Annotated in this window: 14 protein-coding genes; 10 read left to right on the forward strand and 4 right to left on the reverse strand. The window is 71.2% G+C overall.

All coding sequences use genetic code 11. The annotated features are described in order from the left end of the window. Positions 1–192 precede the first annotated feature (192 nt). The 6 genes from ADL12_RS34000 (at position 193) to ADL12_RS34025 (ending at position 6,817) form a co-directional block, all read left to right on the forward strand. Entirely contained in the window at positions 193–1,230 is a 1,038-nt protein-coding gene (locus ADL12_RS34000) for a LacI family DNA-binding transcriptional regulator (RefSeq protein WP_062709352.1), read from the forward strand. Continuing rightward, positions 1,227–2,756: a sugar ABC transporter ATP-binding protein gene (locus ADL12_RS34005; protein ID WP_062709355.1), complete on the forward strand. Its 1,530-nt coding sequence runs from the start codon at positions 1,227–1,229 to the stop codon at positions 2,754–2,756. The genes ADL12_RS34000 and ADL12_RS34005 overlap by 4 nt, the downstream gene beginning before the upstream one ends. Continuing rightward, entirely contained in the window at positions 2,746–4,692 is a 1,947-nt protein-coding gene (locus ADL12_RS34010; protein ID WP_062709357.1) for an ABC transporter permease/substrate-binding protein, read from the forward strand. Before ADL12_RS34005 ends, ADL12_RS34010 begins: the two co-directional genes overlap by 11 nt. Positions 4,693–4,780: 88 nt before the next feature. After that, positions 4,781–5,794, forward strand: a complete 1,014-nt coding sequence (locus ADL12_RS34015) for a ribokinase (RefSeq protein WP_062709360.1) — start codon at positions 4,781–4,783, stop codon at positions 5,792–5,794. Continuing rightward, entirely contained in the window at positions 5,791–6,180 is a 390-nt protein-coding gene (gene rbsD / locus ADL12_RS34020; protein WP_062709363.1) for a D-ribose pyranase, read from the forward strand. The genes ADL12_RS34015 and rbsD overlap by 4 nt, the downstream gene beginning before the upstream one ends. A gap of 250 nt (positions 6,181–6,430) precedes the next feature. Continuing rightward, on the forward strand, positions 6,431–6,817 hold the full coding sequence (locus ADL12_RS34025; protein ID WP_062709367.1) for a DUF937 domain-containing protein: 387 nt from the start codon (positions 6,431–6,433) through the stop codon (positions 6,815–6,817). Positions 6,818–7,136: 319 nt separating this feature from the next. Here ADL12_RS34025 and ADL12_RS34030 read toward each other — a convergent pair whose 3' ends face one another. Genes ADL12_RS34030 through ADL12_RS34040 form a run of 3 tightly spaced genes read right to left on the reverse strand, consistent with a single transcriptional unit; the run spans position 7,137 to position 10,275 of the window. Continuing rightward, positions 7,137–7,934, reverse strand: a complete 798-nt coding sequence (locus ADL12_RS34030; protein ID WP_062709416.1) for a sugar phosphate isomerase/epimerase family protein — start codon at positions 7,932–7,934, stop codon at positions 7,137–7,139. Positions 7,935–7,966: 32 nt separating this feature from the next. Further along, positions 7,967–9,121: a dihydrodipicolinate synthase family protein gene (locus ADL12_RS34035; RefSeq protein ID WP_062709380.1), complete on the reverse strand. Its 1,155-nt coding sequence runs from the start codon at positions 9,119–9,121 to the stop codon at positions 7,967–7,969. Beyond that, the gene (locus ADL12_RS34040; protein ID WP_062709413.1) at positions 9,118–10,275 is read right to left on the reverse strand and encodes a Gfo/Idh/MocA family protein; all 1,158 of its coding nucleotides are present in this window, start codon (positions 10,273–10,275) and stop codon (positions 9,118–9,120) included. Before ADL12_RS34040 ends, ADL12_RS34035 begins: the two co-directional genes overlap by 4 nt. A 351-nt stretch (positions 10,276–10,626) precedes the next feature. On the opposite strand from ADL12_RS34040, the gene ADL12_RS34045 reads away from it, so the two are divergent. Continuing rightward, on the forward strand, positions 10,627–11,673 hold the full coding sequence (locus tag ADL12_RS34045; RefSeq protein ID WP_062709384.1) for a LacI family DNA-binding transcriptional regulator: 1,047 nt from the start codon (positions 10,627–10,629) through the stop codon (positions 11,671–11,673). Between the two features lie 39 nt (positions 11,674–11,712). On the opposite strand, the gene ADL12_RS34050 is transcribed toward ADL12_RS34045, so the two are convergent. After that, positions 11,713–12,579, reverse strand: a complete 867-nt coding sequence (locus tag ADL12_RS34050; RefSeq protein ID WP_062709388.1) for a maleylpyruvate isomerase family mycothiol-dependent enzyme — start codon at positions 12,577–12,579, stop codon at positions 11,713–11,715. A gap of 192 nt (positions 12,580–12,771) precedes the next feature. On the opposite strand from ADL12_RS34050, the gene ADL12_RS34055 reads away from it, so the two are divergent. The 3 genes from ADL12_RS34055 to ADL12_RS34065 all read left to right on the forward strand — a co-directional run. Next, positions 12,772–13,368 carry a dihydrofolate reductase family protein gene (locus ADL12_RS34055; RefSeq protein WP_062709391.1) on the forward strand — a complete coding sequence of 199 codons (597 nt, stop codon included), beginning with the start codon at positions 12,772–12,774 and terminating at the stop codon, positions 13,366–13,368. A gap of 88 nt (positions 13,369–13,456) precedes the next feature. Beyond that, the gene (locus ADL12_RS34060; protein ID WP_062709394.1) at positions 13,457–14,389 is read left to right on the forward strand and encodes a bifunctional helix-turn-helix transcriptional regulator/GNAT family N-acetyltransferase; all 933 of its coding nucleotides are present in this window, start codon (positions 13,457–13,459) and stop codon (positions 14,387–14,389) included. A gap of 65 nt (positions 14,390–14,454) precedes the next feature. Further along, positions 14,455–14,893 (forward strand): sugar phosphate isomerase/epimerase family protein (locus ADL12_RS34065; protein ID WP_159053367.1); only part of this gene is annotated, 439 nt, incomplete at its 3' end.

The raw sequence follows: 14,893 nt of genomic DNA on the forward strand, positions 1-14,893 counted from the left end.
TGCCCTCGGGCAGGCGGATGCAGCCGACCGCGAGCGCCGCGACATCACGATCCGGTTTCGGGATGTGGTTGAGGGCTTGATTAACCCTCGTGTAATCGATTCCAATCCTCCGTACACGTCGATGTAATCGATTCCACGAGCATCGATTGCACCGAACGATCCACGAACGATCCACAAGGAGGTGGAGCGGCGATGGCGAGCATCAAGGACGTCGCTGCCGAGGCGGGCGTCTCCGTCGCCACGGTCTCGCGCGTCCTGAACGACCATCCGTCGGTCAGCGCCGAGGCACGCACGCGTGTGCTGGCCGCCGTCGAGACCCTGGGCTACCGCCCGAACGCCGTCGCCCGCTCCCTGCGCACCGACCAGACCCACACCCTCGGCCTGGTCATCAGCGACGTGCTGAACCCCTACTTCACCGAGCTGGCCCGCTCCGTCGAGGAGGAGGCCCGTGCGCTCGGCTACAGCGTCATCATCGGAAACGCCGACGAGCGGCCCGACCTCCAGGACCACCACGTACGGAACCTGCTGGACCGTCGTATCGACGGCCTGCTCGTCTCCCCCACCGACGGCGGCTCGCCGCTGATGCTGGACGCCGCGCGCGCGGGGACGCCGATGGTCTTCGTGGACCGGTGGATCCCGGGCGTGGACGTGCCGGTCGTGCGATCGGACGGGCGGGCCGCCGTACGGGATCTCGTCGCGCACCTGCACGGGCTGGGGCATCGCAGGCTCGCGATCATCGCGGGGCCGGCGGCGACCACCACCGGGCGGGAGCGTGTGGAGGCCTTCCGGGAGGCGCTCGGCGCGTACGGGCTCGAACTCCCCGACGCCTACATAGGGCAGGGCGACTTCCAGGCCGAGAGCGGGCGGCGCGTCACCGAGGGCTTCCTCGACCTGCCCGAGCCGCCCGAGGTCGTCTTCGCGGCCGACAACCTGATGGCGCTCGGCGCGCTGGACGCGGTACGCGCGCGTGGGCTGCGCGTACCGGACGACATCGCGCTCGCGGCCTTCGACGACATCCGGTGGTTCGTGCACACCGATCCGCCGATCACCGCGATCGCCCAGCCGACGGGCGAGCTGGGCCGGGCCGCCGTACGCGCCCTGGTCGACCGCATCGAGGGCCGGCCCGGCGAGTCCGTCACCCTCCCCGCCCGTCTCGTCGTACGCCGCTCGTGCGGCGAACCACCGGCTTCCTCAGAGCCGTCCCCCGTAACGAACAGGAGCCAGTCGTGAGCAACGCGGACGAGTTGCTGCGCATCGAGGGCATACGGAAGGCCTTCCCGGGCGTGGTCGCGCTGGACAGCGTCGACTTCGATCTGCGCCGCGGCGAGGTGCATGTGCTGCTCGGCGAGAACGGCGCGGGCAAGAGCACCCTCATCAAGATGCTCTCCGGTGCCTACACGCCCGACGCCGGGCGGATCCTGGTCGGCGGCAAGGAGACGCGCATCCATGGTGCGCAGGACTCCGAGCGCCTCGGGATCGCCACCATCTACCAGGAGTTCAACCTCGTTCCCGATCTGACGGTCGCCGAGAACATCTTCCTGGGGCGGCAGCCGCGTCGCTTCGGAATGATCGACCGGAAGAGGATGGAGGCCGACGCCGAAGTCCTGCTGAAGCGCGTCGGAGTCCACGTGTCCCCACGCGCGCGTGTCCGTGAACTCGGCATCGCGCGCCTGCAGATGGTCGAGATCGCCAAGGCGCTCAGCCTCGACGCGCGCGTGCTGATCATGGACGAGCCGACGGCCGTGCTCACCTCCGAGGAGGTGGAGAAGCTCTTCGCGATCGTGCGCAAGCTGCGCGAGGACGGCGTCGGGATCGTCTTCATCACGCATCACCTGGAGGAGATCGCCGCCCTGGGAGACCGGGTGACGGTCATCCGGGACGGCAGGAGCGTCGGGCAGGTCCCGGCCACCACGCCCGCGGACGAGCTCGTACGGCTCATGGTGGGGCGCTCCATCGAGCAGCAGTACCCGCGCGAACGGGCCGACCGCGGTGCCGCGTTGCTGTCGGTCGAGGGGCTGACCCGAAACGGCGTCTTCCACGACGTCAGCTTCGAGGTGCACGCCGGTGAGGTCGTCGGCATCGCCGGGCTGGTCGGTGCCGGCCGTACCGAGGTGGTGCGGGCCGTGTTCGGGGCGGATCCGTACGACAAGGGGGCCGTGAAGGTCGGCGGTTCCTTCCTCCCCAAGTACGACGTCAACGCGGCGATGACCGCGGGCATCGGGCTGATCCCCGAGGACCGCAAGGGCCAGGGCCTGGTGCTGGACGCGTCGGTCGAGGAGAACCTCGGTCTGGTGACGCTGCGTTCGGCCACGCGCGCGGGGCTCGTCGATCTCAAGGGCCAACGGGAGGCCGCCGCGCAGATCGCCGGGCAGCTCGGCGTGCGGATGGCGGGCCTAGGGCAGCACGTGCGCACGCTCTCCGGCGGCAACCAGCAGAAGGTCGTCATCGGCAAGTGGCTGCTCGCCGACACCAAGGTGCTGATCCTCGACGAGCCGACGCGCGGCATCGACGTCGGCGCCAAGGTCGAGATCTACCAGCTCATCAACGAACTGACGGCCGCGGGTGCCGCCGTCCTCATGATCTCCAGCGATCTGCCCGAGGTCCTCGGCATGAGCGACCGGGTCCTGGTCATGGCCCAGGGCCGGATCGCGGGCGAACTCCCCGCCGACGAGGCCACCCAGGACGCCGTCATGGCGCTCGCCGTCAGCAACCCCACGAACCAGAAGACCGGAACGGAGGCCTCCCGTGGCCACTGACACGCTCAAGAGCACGCCGGGCGCGAGTGGCGCCTCGGGGCTTCGCCGCCTCCTGCTCGACAACGGCGCGCTCACCGCGCTGATCGTCCTCGTCATCGCCATGTCGGCCCTGTCCGGCGACTTCCTGACGACGGACAACCTCCTCAACGTCGGCATCCAGGCGGCCGTGACCGCCATCCTCGCCTTCGGCGTCACCTTCGTGATCGTCTCCGCGGGCATCGACCTGTCGGTCGGCTCGGTGGCCGCCCTGTCGGCCACCGTCCTTGCCTGGAGCGCCACTTCGGAGGGCATGCCGGTCGTCCTCGCCGTACTCCTCGCCATCGCGACCGGCATAGCGTGCGGCCTGGTCAACGGCATCCTGATCTCGTACGGGAAGCTGCCGCCGTTCATCGCGACGCTCGCCATGCTGTCCGTGGCGCGCGGCCTGTCCCTGGTGATCTCGCAGGGCTCCCCCATCGCCTTCCCCGACTCGGTCTCGCACCTCGGCGACACCCTCGGCGGCTGGCTGCCGGTGCCGGTGCTCGTGATGGTCGGCATGGGGCTGATCACGGCGTTCGTGCTGGGGCGGACGTACATCGGCCGCTCGATGTACGCGATCGGCGGCAACGAGGAGGCGGCCCGCCTCTCCGGTCTGCGGGTGAAGAAGCAGAAGCTCGCGATCTACGCGTTCTCCGGCCTGTTCGCCGCCGCCGCGGGCATCGTGCTCGCCGCCCGGCTGTCCTCCGCGCAGCCGCAGGCCGCGCAGGGCTACGAGCTCGACGCCATCGCGGCGGTCGTGATCGGCGGCGCCTCGCTCGCGGGCGGCACCGGCAAGGCGTCCGGCACGCTGATCGGCGCGCTGATCCTGGCGGTGCTCAGGAACGGCCTCAACCTGCTGTCCGTGTCCGCGTTCTGGCAGCAGGTCGTCATCGGTGTGGTGATCGCGCTGGCGGTGCTGCTGGACACGGTTCGCCGCAAGGCCGGGGCGACTCCCGTGGCGGCCGGTACCGGCGGCAACAAGGGCAAGCAGGCGGCTACTTACCTGCTTGCGGCCGTGGTCGCGGCGGCGGTCGTCGGCGCGTCGTCCTTCCTGCACAGCGGCTCGTCGGAGGCGAAGAGCCAGAAGATCGGGCTGTCGCTGTCGACGCTCAACAACCCGTTCTTCGTGCAGATCCGGGCGGGTGCGCAGGCCGAGGCGGAGAAGCTGGGCGTGGACCTGACCGTCACCGACGCGCAGAACGACGCCTCGCAGCAGGCCAACCAGCTGCAGAACTTCACCAGCGAGGGCCTCGGCACGATCATCGTCAACCCGGTGGACTCCGACGCGGTGACCCCGGCGGCGAAGGCCGTCAACCAGTCGGACATCCCGCTCGTCGCCGTCGACCGGTCGGTGAACAACGCCGCCACCGCCGCGCTCGTCGCCTCCGACAACGTCACCGGCGGCAAGCTCGCCGCCAAGTCGCTCGCCGAGAAGCTGGGCGGCAAGGGCACGATCGTGATCCTGCAGGGCCAGGCGGGCACCTCCGCCAGCCGTGAGCGCGGCTCGGGCTTCGCCGAGGGCCTGAAGGCCTACCCGGGCATCGAGGTCGTCGCCAAGCAGCCCGCCGACTGGGACCGCACCAAGGGCCTGGACGTCATGACCAACCTGCTCCAGGCCAACCCGGACATCGACGGCGTCTTCGCGGAGAACGACGAGATGGCGCTCGGCGCGATCAAGGCGCTGGGCGCCAAGGCCGGCAAGTCCGTCCAGGTCATCGGCTTCGACGGAACCGCGGACGGTCTCCAGGCCGTCGAGGCGGGCACGCTGTACGCGTCGGTCGCGCAGCAGCCGACGGAGCTCGGCAGGATAGCCGTGCAGAACGCGGTGAAGGCCGCCGAGGGCGACAAGGTCGAGAAGTCGGTGATGGTGCCGGTGAAGGTGGTCACGAAGGAGAACGTGGCCGGCTTCACGGGCTGAGAACGACGGGTGGGCGGATCCTTGGCGGAGTCCTCCGCGGGATCCGCCCGCCTCACGTCACTACGGGGACCTGACAGGGGAGCAACTCATGTACGACTACGACCTCCTGGTCGTAGGGTCGGCCAACGCCGACCTGGTGATCGGCGTCGAGCGTCGGCCGGGTGCCGGCGAGACCGTGCTCGGCTCCGATCTGGCCGTCCACCCGGGCGGCAAGGGCGCGAACCAGGCGGTCGCCGCCGCCCGGCTCGGTGCCCGTACGGCCCTGCTGGCCAGGGTCGGCGACGACGCGCACGGCCGGCTGCTGCTCGACTCGCAGCGGGCGGCCGGCGTCGACACGGTGGGCGTCCTGGTCGGCGGCGCGCCGACCGGGGTCGCGCTGATCACGGTGGACCCGACCGGGGACAACAGCATCGTGGTCTCGCCCGGCGCCAATGGACGGCTCACGCCCGAGGACGTACGGGCCGCCGCGAGCCTCTTCCAGGCATCCCGGGTGGTGTCGGCGCAGCTGGAGATCCCGCTGGAGACGGTCGTCGAGGTCGTCCGCAGCCTGGCGGACGGCAGCCGCTTCGTCCTCAACCCGTCCCCGCCGCGCCCGCTGCCCGCCGAGGTGCTGGCGGCCTGCGACCCGCTGATCGTGAACGAGCACGAGGCAAAGGTCGTCCTCGGCGACTCCGCGGTCGGCGAGAGCCCCGAGGACTGGGCGCGGATCCTGCTCGCCAAGGGCCCCCGCTCGGTGGTCGTGACCCTCGGCGCACAGGGTGCGCTGGTGGCCTCGGCGGAGGGTGTGACGCGAGTTGCGTCCGTGAAGGTGGACGCGGTGGACACGACGGGGGCGGGCGACGCGTTCACGGCCGCGCTGGCCTGGAAGCTCGGGACGGGCTCGTCCCTGGCCGAAGCGGCGGCGTACGCGGCCGGGGTCGGGGCGGCGGCCGTCACGAAGGAGGGCGCGCAGGAGTCCTTCCCCACGGCGGCGGAGGTCGACGCGCTGTGCTGTGCCAATCCGGGGGACGCAGCATCCGATAGCGGCTCCGCCGCGGGCCGGACCCCCGGCCGAGGGTCGGACAGCGCACCCGGCACTGGTCGGCGCGGGGGGTCCGAGTGAAGCGAACCGGAATCCTGAACCGCCACCTCTCCGGCGCCCTCGCCGAGCTGGGCCACGGCCACGGCGTGCTGGTGTGCGACGCCGGCATGCCGATACCCGACGGCCCCCGGGTCGTCGACCTGGCCTTCCGGGCCGGGGTGCCGTCCTTCGCCGAGGTGCTGGACGGTCTGCTGGCCGAGCTGGCGGTGGAGGGCGCGACGGCGGCGCAGGAGGTACGCGAGGCCAATCCGGCGGCGGCCGCGCTGCTGGAGGGCGAGTTTCCCGGGCTGGAGCTGGTCCCGCACGAGCGGCTCAAGGAGCTGTCGGCCGGGGCGCGGCTGGTCGTACGGACCGGGGAGGCGCGGCCGTACGCGAATGTGCTGCTGCGCTGCGGGGTCTTCTTCTGACCTGCCGACCGCAACGTTTCGAGGGGCTCGGTCGTCGACCGAGCCCCTCGGGTTTCCCTCCCCATCAGAACCCCCGCGATCCCCCCAGATCCCCCTCCAGAAGTCCTGATGCCAAGTACGACCCGCAAGGTGGGGGAAGGGTTGTACGGTCTCCGGGAATTTCTTTTCCGAGGCGTCCTCGCGCACCCCTGCGCCCACCCCTGCGCCCCTTCGACATGCCGAGGAATCGGGGCAGACGTAGCGTTTAGTCATGTCAGAGGTAGACGAAAACCCCCTCACAGCCCTCCAGGACGACGTGCTCGACGAACTCGGCGACGACCGGATCGGCGCCATCGCGGAACTGCTGGGCACCGACGAGCCAGGCGCCCGGCAGATGGTGTGTACGACGGTGTCGGCCCTGTCCGGCGAGGCGGAGACCGTGGCGACCCCGCACGAGGCCCCGCTCACCGGCGTGGCCACACTGGGCGGCTTCGCGACGGGCGGTCTCATGGCCGGTGTCCTGGCCGAAGAGGCGAGGCCTGTCGCGAAGGCGGTCGCCGCGCGGACGGGGCTGCGGCACACCGCCGTGTCCGAGGTCGTCGAGATGGTGGTGCCGGCGGTCATGGCCGTCCTCACGAAGCGTGCGGCCAAGCCGTAGTCACGGGGTCGCACCCACTTCGCACCACCTGCGCACTCCCCACGCACGGCTCCGGTGCCCGCCCCCGGATCGCACGACGTCGGCCGCCGCCTCGGCCCCGCCAGGTCCGGCGTCCTTCACTCTGCGGGACCTTCTTTGATGCAGCCGATGAGGAGGTCCAGCTTGCCCTCTCCCGTCTCTGCCCGGGCGGGGAAGCTCATCGTTCCGGGGCCGATGGTCGTCCAAGGCGTGGGCAGTACGGCAGCCGCCAGGACCCACGCGCCGGCCCCGGACACGGGCGACGCCACGCCCGTGTCCGGATGCCTTCAGAAGCCCCCGCTCAGCCCGCGTGCTCCACGAACCGTGCCGCGGTCTCGGCGAGTACTTCCCGCCCGTCCCGCGCCCACAGCCCGTCGTTGAACAGCTCGACCTCGATGGCCCCGCGGTAACCTGCCGCCTCGACGTACCCCTTCCACTCCCGCATGTCGATCGCGCCGGCCCCGATCTGACCGCGCCCGGTGAGCACGCCCTCCGGCAACGGGGTCGTCCAGTCGGCGAGCTGGAAGGTGTGGATACGGCCGCCCGCCCCCGCCCGAGCGATCTGCTGCGGCGCTGTGTCGTCCCACCAGATGTGGTACGTGTCCACGGTGACGCCGACCTGGTGGGCCGGGAAGCGTTCCGCGAGGTCCAGGGCCTGGGCCAGGGTCGACACCACGCAGCGGTCGGAGGCGTACATCGGGTGCAGCGGCTCGATGGCCAGCTTCACGCCGCGCTCCTCGGCGTACGGGCCCAACTCGCCGAGTGCGTCGGCGATCCGCTCCCGCGCCCCGTGCAGGTCCTTGGAGCCGGCGGGCAGGCCGCCGGACACCAGCACCAGGACGTCCGTGCCCAGCGTCGCCGCCTCGTCGACGGCCCGGCGGTTGTCGTCCAGCGCCGTCGCCCGCTCCTGCGGGTCGATCGCCGTGAAGAAGCCGCCGCGGCACAGGGTGGTGACCGTCAGGCCGGCGTCACGGACCAGCTTGGCCGTAGCCTCCAGGCCGTACGTCTGGACGGGCTCGCGCCACAAGCCGACGTTTGCCACACCCAACTCGCCGCAGGCCTCGACCAGTTCGGGCATGCTCAGCTGCTTCACCGTCATCTGGTTGATGGAGAAGCGTTCAAGTCCGGTGCTCACTGGGCCACTCCGTACAGGGCGAGCAGGTTCTTCATCCGCTCCTCGGCCAGCTTCGGGTCCGGGAACAGGCCCAGTCCGTCGGCGAGTTCGTAGGCGCGGGCGAAGTGCGGGAGGGAGCGGGCCGACTGCAGGCCGCCGACCATCGTGAAGTGCGACTGGTGGCCGGCCAGCCAGGCGAGGAAGACCACGCCCGTCTTGTAGAAGCGGGTCGGCGCCTGGAAGAGGTGGCGGGACAACTCCACCGTGGGGTCGAGCAGTTCACGGAAGCCGCCGACGTTCCCCGTGTCCAGGACCCGGACCGCCTCGGCCGCCAGCGGGCCCAGCGGGTCGAAGATGCCGAGCAGGGCGTGGCTGAAGCCCTTCTCGTCGCCCGCGATCAGCTCGGGGTAGTTGAAGTCGTCGCCGGTGTAGCAGCGCACGCCCTGCGGGAGGCGGCGGCGGATGTCGATCTCCCGCTGGGCCTCCAGCAGCGACACCTTGATGCCGTCCACCTTGTCGGGGTGCGCGGCGATGACCTCCAGGAAGGTGTCCGTGGCCGCGTCGAGGTCGCTCGACCCCCAGTAGCCCTCCAGCGCCGGGTCGAACATCGGACCCAGCCAGTGCAGGATCACCGGCTCGGCGGACTGCCGCAGCAGGTGGCCGTAGACCTCCAGGTAGTCCTCGGGACCCTTCGCCACGGCCGCGAGCGCCCGGGAGGCCATCAGGATGGCCTGCGCACCGGACTCCTCGACGAGCGCGAGCTGCTCCTCGTAGGCCGCCCGGACCTCGTCCAGGGACGCCGGCCCGGTGAGCTGGTCGGTGCCGACACCGCAGGCGATCAGCCCACCGACCGACTTGGCCTCGCGGGCGCTGCGGGCGATCAGCTCGGCCGCGCCCGCCCAGTCCAGGCCCATCCCCCGCTGGGCGGTGTCCATGGCCTCGGCGACGCCGAGCCCGTGGGACCACAGGTGCCGGCGGAAGGCGAGGGTGGCGTCCCAGTCGACGGCGGCGGCCGAGTCGGGCGAGACGTCGGCGTACGGGTCGGCGACGACGTGCGCCGCCGAGAAGACCGTACGGGAGGTGAGGGGCGCGCCGGAGGTGACGGCGAGCGGCTCCGGGCGGGGCTCGTACGTCCTGAACCCGCCCTTGAAATCAGGCAGTTGGATGGTCACAGCGCGATCTCCGGTACGTCGAGACGGCGACCCTCGGCCGAGGACTTCAGGCCCAGCTCGGCGAGCTGGACGCCGCGGGCACCGGCGAGGAGGTCCCAGTGGTAGGGGGCGTCGGCGTAGACGTGCTTGAGGAAGAGCTCCCACTGGGCCTTGAAGCCGTTGTCGAAGTCGGCGTTGTCCGGGACCTCCTGCCACTGGTCACGGAAGGAGTAGGTGGCCGGGATGTCCGGGTTCCAGACCGGCTTGGGGGTGAGGGAGCGGTGCTGGACACGGCAGTTGCGCAGGCCCGCGACCGCCGAGCCCTCGGTGCCGTCGACCTGGAACTCGACGAGCTCGTCGCGGTTGACGCGCACGGCCCAGGAGGAGTTGATCTGGGCGATGGCGCCGCCGTCGAGCTCGAAGATGCCGTAGGCGGCGTCGTCGGCCGTGGCGTCGTACGGCTTGCCGTTCTCGTCCCAGCGCTGCGGGATGTGGGTGGTGGCGATGGCCTGCACGGACTTGACCCGCCCGAAGAGCTCGTGCAGCACGTACTCCCAGTGCGGGAACATGTCGACAACGATGCCGCCGCCGTCCTCGGCCCGGTAGTTCCACGACGGGCGCTGCGCGTCCTGCCAGTCACCCTCGAAGACCCAGTACCCGAACTCGCCGCGGATGGAGAGGATCCGGCCGAAGAAGCCCCCGTCAATGAGCCGCTTCAGCTTCAGCAGGCCCGGCAGGAAGAGCTTGTCCTGGACGACGCCGTGCTTGATGCCGGCGCCGGCGGCCAGCCGCGCGAGCTCCAGAGCGCCTTCCAGCCCCGTGGCCGTCGGCTTCTCGGTGTAGATGTGCTTGCCCGCGGCGATCGCCTTCCTGATCGCCTCCTCGCGTGCGGAGGTGACCTGGGCGTCGAAGTAGATGTCGACGGTCGGGTCGGCGAGGACTGTGTCGACGTCGGTCGAGACGTTCTCCAGGCCCAGGCCGTGCTGCTCGGCGAGCGCCTTCAGGGCGTGCTCGCGGCGGCCGACCAGGATCGGCTCCGGCCACAGCACGGTGCCGTCGCCGAGGTCGAGGCCGCCCTGCTCACGGATGGCCAGGATGGAGCGGACCAGGTGCTGGCGGTAGCCCATGCGCCCGGTCACACCATTCATAGCGATACGCACCGTCTTGCGTGTCACGTCGTTCCCTTCGTAGGTGTCGTACGCAGCGTTCGTGCGCGTTTCGTACGCGGTTGTGCGCGCCGAGTACGCCCCTACCCTGTTGAGCGTCACAGCAAGCGCTTTCTATCTGATGAGAAGCTAGCCTCTGAGCAGCGGTGTAGACAAGACCGTGACGGGGTTGAGTTGTTCGAGGGGACGAACAACCGGGGTTGTTGGCCGTAAGGTCTGCTCGACATACACGGAACCGTGGCCACTGGCGGCCTGTCTACGAGGACGCAGGCCCTGTCCTGTGAGCACGTGACCACATGGTGAGCACGTGGTGAGACGTACGAGGTGGTACGACGAGATGCGCGACCGGAGGACGACGAGATGACGGTGACCCTGGCGGACGTGGCGGCCCGCGCCCAGGTCTCCCCCGCGACGGTGTCGCGCGTGCTGAACGGGAACTACCCCGTCGCCGCATCCACCCGTGAGCGGGTGCTGCGGGCGGTGGACGAGCTGGACTACGTACTGAACGGTCCCGCGAGCTCGCTGGCCGCGGCCACGTCCGACCTGGTCGGCATCCTGGTCAACGACATCGCCGACCCCTTCTTCGGGATCATGGCGAGCGCGATCCAGCTGGAGATCGGGGGCCCGGGCGGCCGGGCGGGCGGCGAGCGGCTGGCCGTGGTCTGCAACACGGGGGGTTCGCCCGAGCGCGAGCTGACGTATCTGACCCTGCTTCAGCGGCAGCGGGCGGCCGCGGTCGTCCTGACCGGCGGCGCCGTGGAGGACGCCCCGCACGCGGCGGCGGTCGCGGCGAAGCTGCGGAAGCTGGCGGACGCCGGGACGCGTGTGGTGCTGTGCGGCCGGCCGCCGACGCCGGACACCGGCGCGATCGCCCTGACCTTCGACAACCGCGGGGGCGGACGTGAGCTGACCGAGCACCTGATCGGGCTGGGGCATCGACGCCTCGGCTACATCGCGGGCCCGGAGGAGCGCACGACGACCCGGCACCGGCTGGAGGGCCACCGGGCCGCACTCCAGGCGCACGGCATCGAGGAGGACCCGCGCTGGACGGTCTACGGCCGCTACGACCGGCAGTCGGGCTACGAGGCGACGCTGGAGCTGTTGCGGCGTGATCCGTCGCTGACGGCCGTGGTCGCGGCGAACGACTCCGTCGCGCTGGGAGCGTGTGCGGCACTGCGGGATTCGGGACTGCGGATTCCGGACGACGTGTCGGTGGCGGGGTTCGACGACCTTCCGTTCAGCATCGATGCGGTGCCTTCTCTTACGACGGTGAGGTTGCCGTTGTCGGACGCGGGGGCGCGGGCCGGACGGATCGCGATGGGGCGGGAGGAGCCGCCGCCCGGGGGGATCGCGACGATTCGGGGGGAGCTGATGGTTCGGGGGTCTTCCGGGGGGCCTCGGGAGTAGAGCCCCTGGGGGTGGGGGCCGGCCTGTGCTGCTGTCCTGTCAGCGGACGATGGACACGATCTGGCAGGCGGCTTCCGCGAGTCGGGCGTCGCCGTCGATACGGGCACGGGTGAGCGCGTCGGCCGGTTCGATACCGCGGACGCAGAGGCGCCAGGCTGTCTCCGCGTCCAGGTGGACGAGGGCGGAGGGGCGGGCGACGGGTGGCTCGGCCAGGGACCAGTTGCCCTCGGCGGTGGGGGCTGTGGCTGTCCAGGTTCCGCCGGCCGGGCCCGCCACGCACACCTGGACCTGGATGCCGACGGGGGCGGGGGTGTCGCGCAGAGTGTGCGGCAGGGCGCGCAGGAAGGTGTCCAGGACCACGGAGAGAAGCCTCGGGTCGGGGTCGGTGTCCTGGCCGGTGGCGTGGCGGATCTGCTGGCGGTGGGTCCAGTACTCGGTCAGCTCCCGCGCGCTGTCCAGCCACATCGGCGCCGGATCGACCCCGGCCCAGGAGACCCCGATCGAAAGCGCCGCCGGGTCGGTGCCCTCGAAGAGGCGGGCGACCTGACCGCCGACCAGCTCCAGGGTGTCGGTGAGCGCGGCAGGGCTCACACGGCGGTGGGCGTCGACCCACTCTTGATTGACGCGGTGGATGTACGCCTCCAGGGTCTCGCCGGGCGCGAAGGCGGGCCCCTCCTGATGGCCGTCGCGGTGCCGGGCAAGGCGCCCGTAGCAGTCGCCCAGCAGGTGCGCGGCGACATCCCGGACGCTCCAGCCGGGCACGGCCTCCCGGGCCCAGTCGGCCGGGGCCAGGGCGCGCAGGGTGGTGATCAGGGCGGTGTGCTCGGGTGCGAAGAAGGGGCGGGCGTCTATTGGGGGGCCGAGCCAGGAGTCGTCGGGTGGGGCGGCAGCGGGATGCGGGGCCATGAAGTCAAGGCTGCCGTCACGGTGTTGGGAGCGCCATCGCTTATGCCTCTCGACGGCGGCGCAGGCGCGCGACCGCCACGAACTCGACGCGGTGTTGCGCACCGGATGCCGATGATTTCCGGGCCCCACCCCGGTCTGCACTGCTGTAATCACCCGAGCAGTACCCACGCGCAACAACCAGGAGTGTCTCCCATGCGCATCGTGATCACCGAGTTCATCAGCCTCGACGGGGTCGTGCAGGCCCCCGGCGGCCCCGAGGAGGACACCGACGGCGGCTTCGCGCACGGTGGCTGGTCGCACCCGTACTTCGACCCGGAGGTGCTCGGCCCCGCGTTCAGCGAGGGGCTGGAGAAGGCCGAGGCGCTGCTGTACGGGCGCCGTACGTATCTGACGATGGCGGGGGCCTGGCCCGAGCGGGCCGGTGACCCGTTCGCCGACCGGCTGAACTCCCTGAAGAAGTACGTCGTGACCGACACCCTCGGCGACGACGAGCTGACCTGGAACAACACCTCCCGCATCCCGGGCGGCGAGGCCGTCGCGCGGATCCGTGAGCTGCGTGAGCGCGAGGGCGGCGACCTGGCGATGATGGGCAGCCCCACCCTCGTGCGCACCCTCATCCAGGAGGGACTGGTCGACGAGCTCCAGCTCGTCGTGATGCCGGTGCTGCTGGGCGGCGGCAAGTCGATCTTCCCCGAGGACGGCGGGAAGCGGCCGTTCGAGCTCGTGTCCACGGTCACCGGGAAGACGGGCGTACAGGTGTGCGTCTACCGGCCGGCCGCCGAGGACTAGCAGCGAAGGCGCGGGCGTCCTACGCTTGACCCGACGGTATCTCTGACTGAGTCAACCATCCGAGGCAACCATCCAGGGGTCGACGCTCATGACCGTCCAGGACATCCGCGCCTTCAACCGCTTCTACACCAACGTCATCGGCGCCCTCGACTACAGCCGCCACCTCTACGCCCCGTACACCCTCACCGAGTCCCGCGTCCTGTACGAGCTCGCGCACTCCCCGCGTACCGACGCGGCCGATCTGCGGGCCGAACTCTCCCTGGACGCCGGGTATTTGAGCCGGATTCTGAACAAGTTCGAGCAGGACGGGCTCATCGAGCGCACGACCTCCCGGGAGGACCCCCGGCGCCGTCGCGTCACGCTCACCGCGCGCGGCCGTGAGACCGGCAAACTGCTGGAGAAGCGGGCGACCGAGTCGGTCGGCTCGCTGCTGTCGACCGTGCCCGCCGCCGAGCGCCCGCGCCTCGGCGAGGCGATGACGACGGTCCGCACGATCCTGTCCCACGGCCGCCCTCCCCGCCGCGAGGACGTCCTGCTGCGCGAGCCCGGCCCCGGCGACCTCGGCTGGATCGTGCAGCGCAACGCCGCGCTGTACGCCGCCGAGTACGGCTTCAACGCCGACTACGAGGGGCTGGTCGCGAGGATCGTCGCGGACTTCGCGGAGGATCACGATCCGCATCTGGAGCGGGTGTGGATCGCCGAGCTGGACGGGCGGCCGGTGGGCTGCGTGATGTGCGTACGGGACGAGGCGCCCGCCACGGCCCGGCTGCGACTGCTGCTGGTCGAGCCCGACGCCCGCGGCCTTGGCATCGGCGACCGGCTCGTCAGGGCCGTCATCGACTTCGCCCGCGGCGTCGGCTACCGCGACCTCGTCCTGTGGACCAACGACGTCCTGGCCGCCGCCGGCCGCCTCTACCAGCGCCACGGCTTCGTCCTCGTCGCCGAGAAAGCCCACCGCTCCTTCGGCAAGGACCTGACCGGCCAGGACTGGCGCCTGAATCTGCACGGCACGCCGGAGTGACGTCCCCGCCTCCCGATCGCACGGCCGGATGGGCGTCCCCCGGTTTCCCTGGCAAGGTGGGTTGCATGAAACTGGCGTTCTCCACCCTCGGCGTCCCCGGTCTCCCCCTCCCCGACGTGCTGCGCCTGGCGACGGCGCACGGGTATCACGGCGTCGAGCTGCGCACGCACCCGGAGGAGCCGGTGCACCTGGGCCTCGGCCCCGCCGAACGGGCCGACGTGGCGGCCGAGTTCAAGGCCGCCGGCGTCGAGGTGCTGGGCCTGGCCGGGTACGCGCGCGTGGCCGCACCCGGTGACGACGGGCCCGTGATCGAGGAGGTCCGCAGGCTCGTCGACCTCGCCCACGACCTCGGTGCCCCCTTCGTCCGCGTCTTCCCCGGCGCCGACCCCGAGCAGAGCCGGCAGCCGGCGGACGCGATCGCCGCGCGGCGGCTCGGTACGGCCGCGGAGTACGCCGCCGACATGGGCGTACGGATCCTGCTGGAGACCCACGACTCGCACCGCA

It is taken from the genome of Streptomyces regalis, assembly GCF_001509475.1.
In the GTDB taxonomy this organism is placed as follows: Bacteria; Actinomycetota; Actinomycetes; order Streptomycetales; family Streptomycetaceae; genus Streptomyces; species Streptomyces regalis.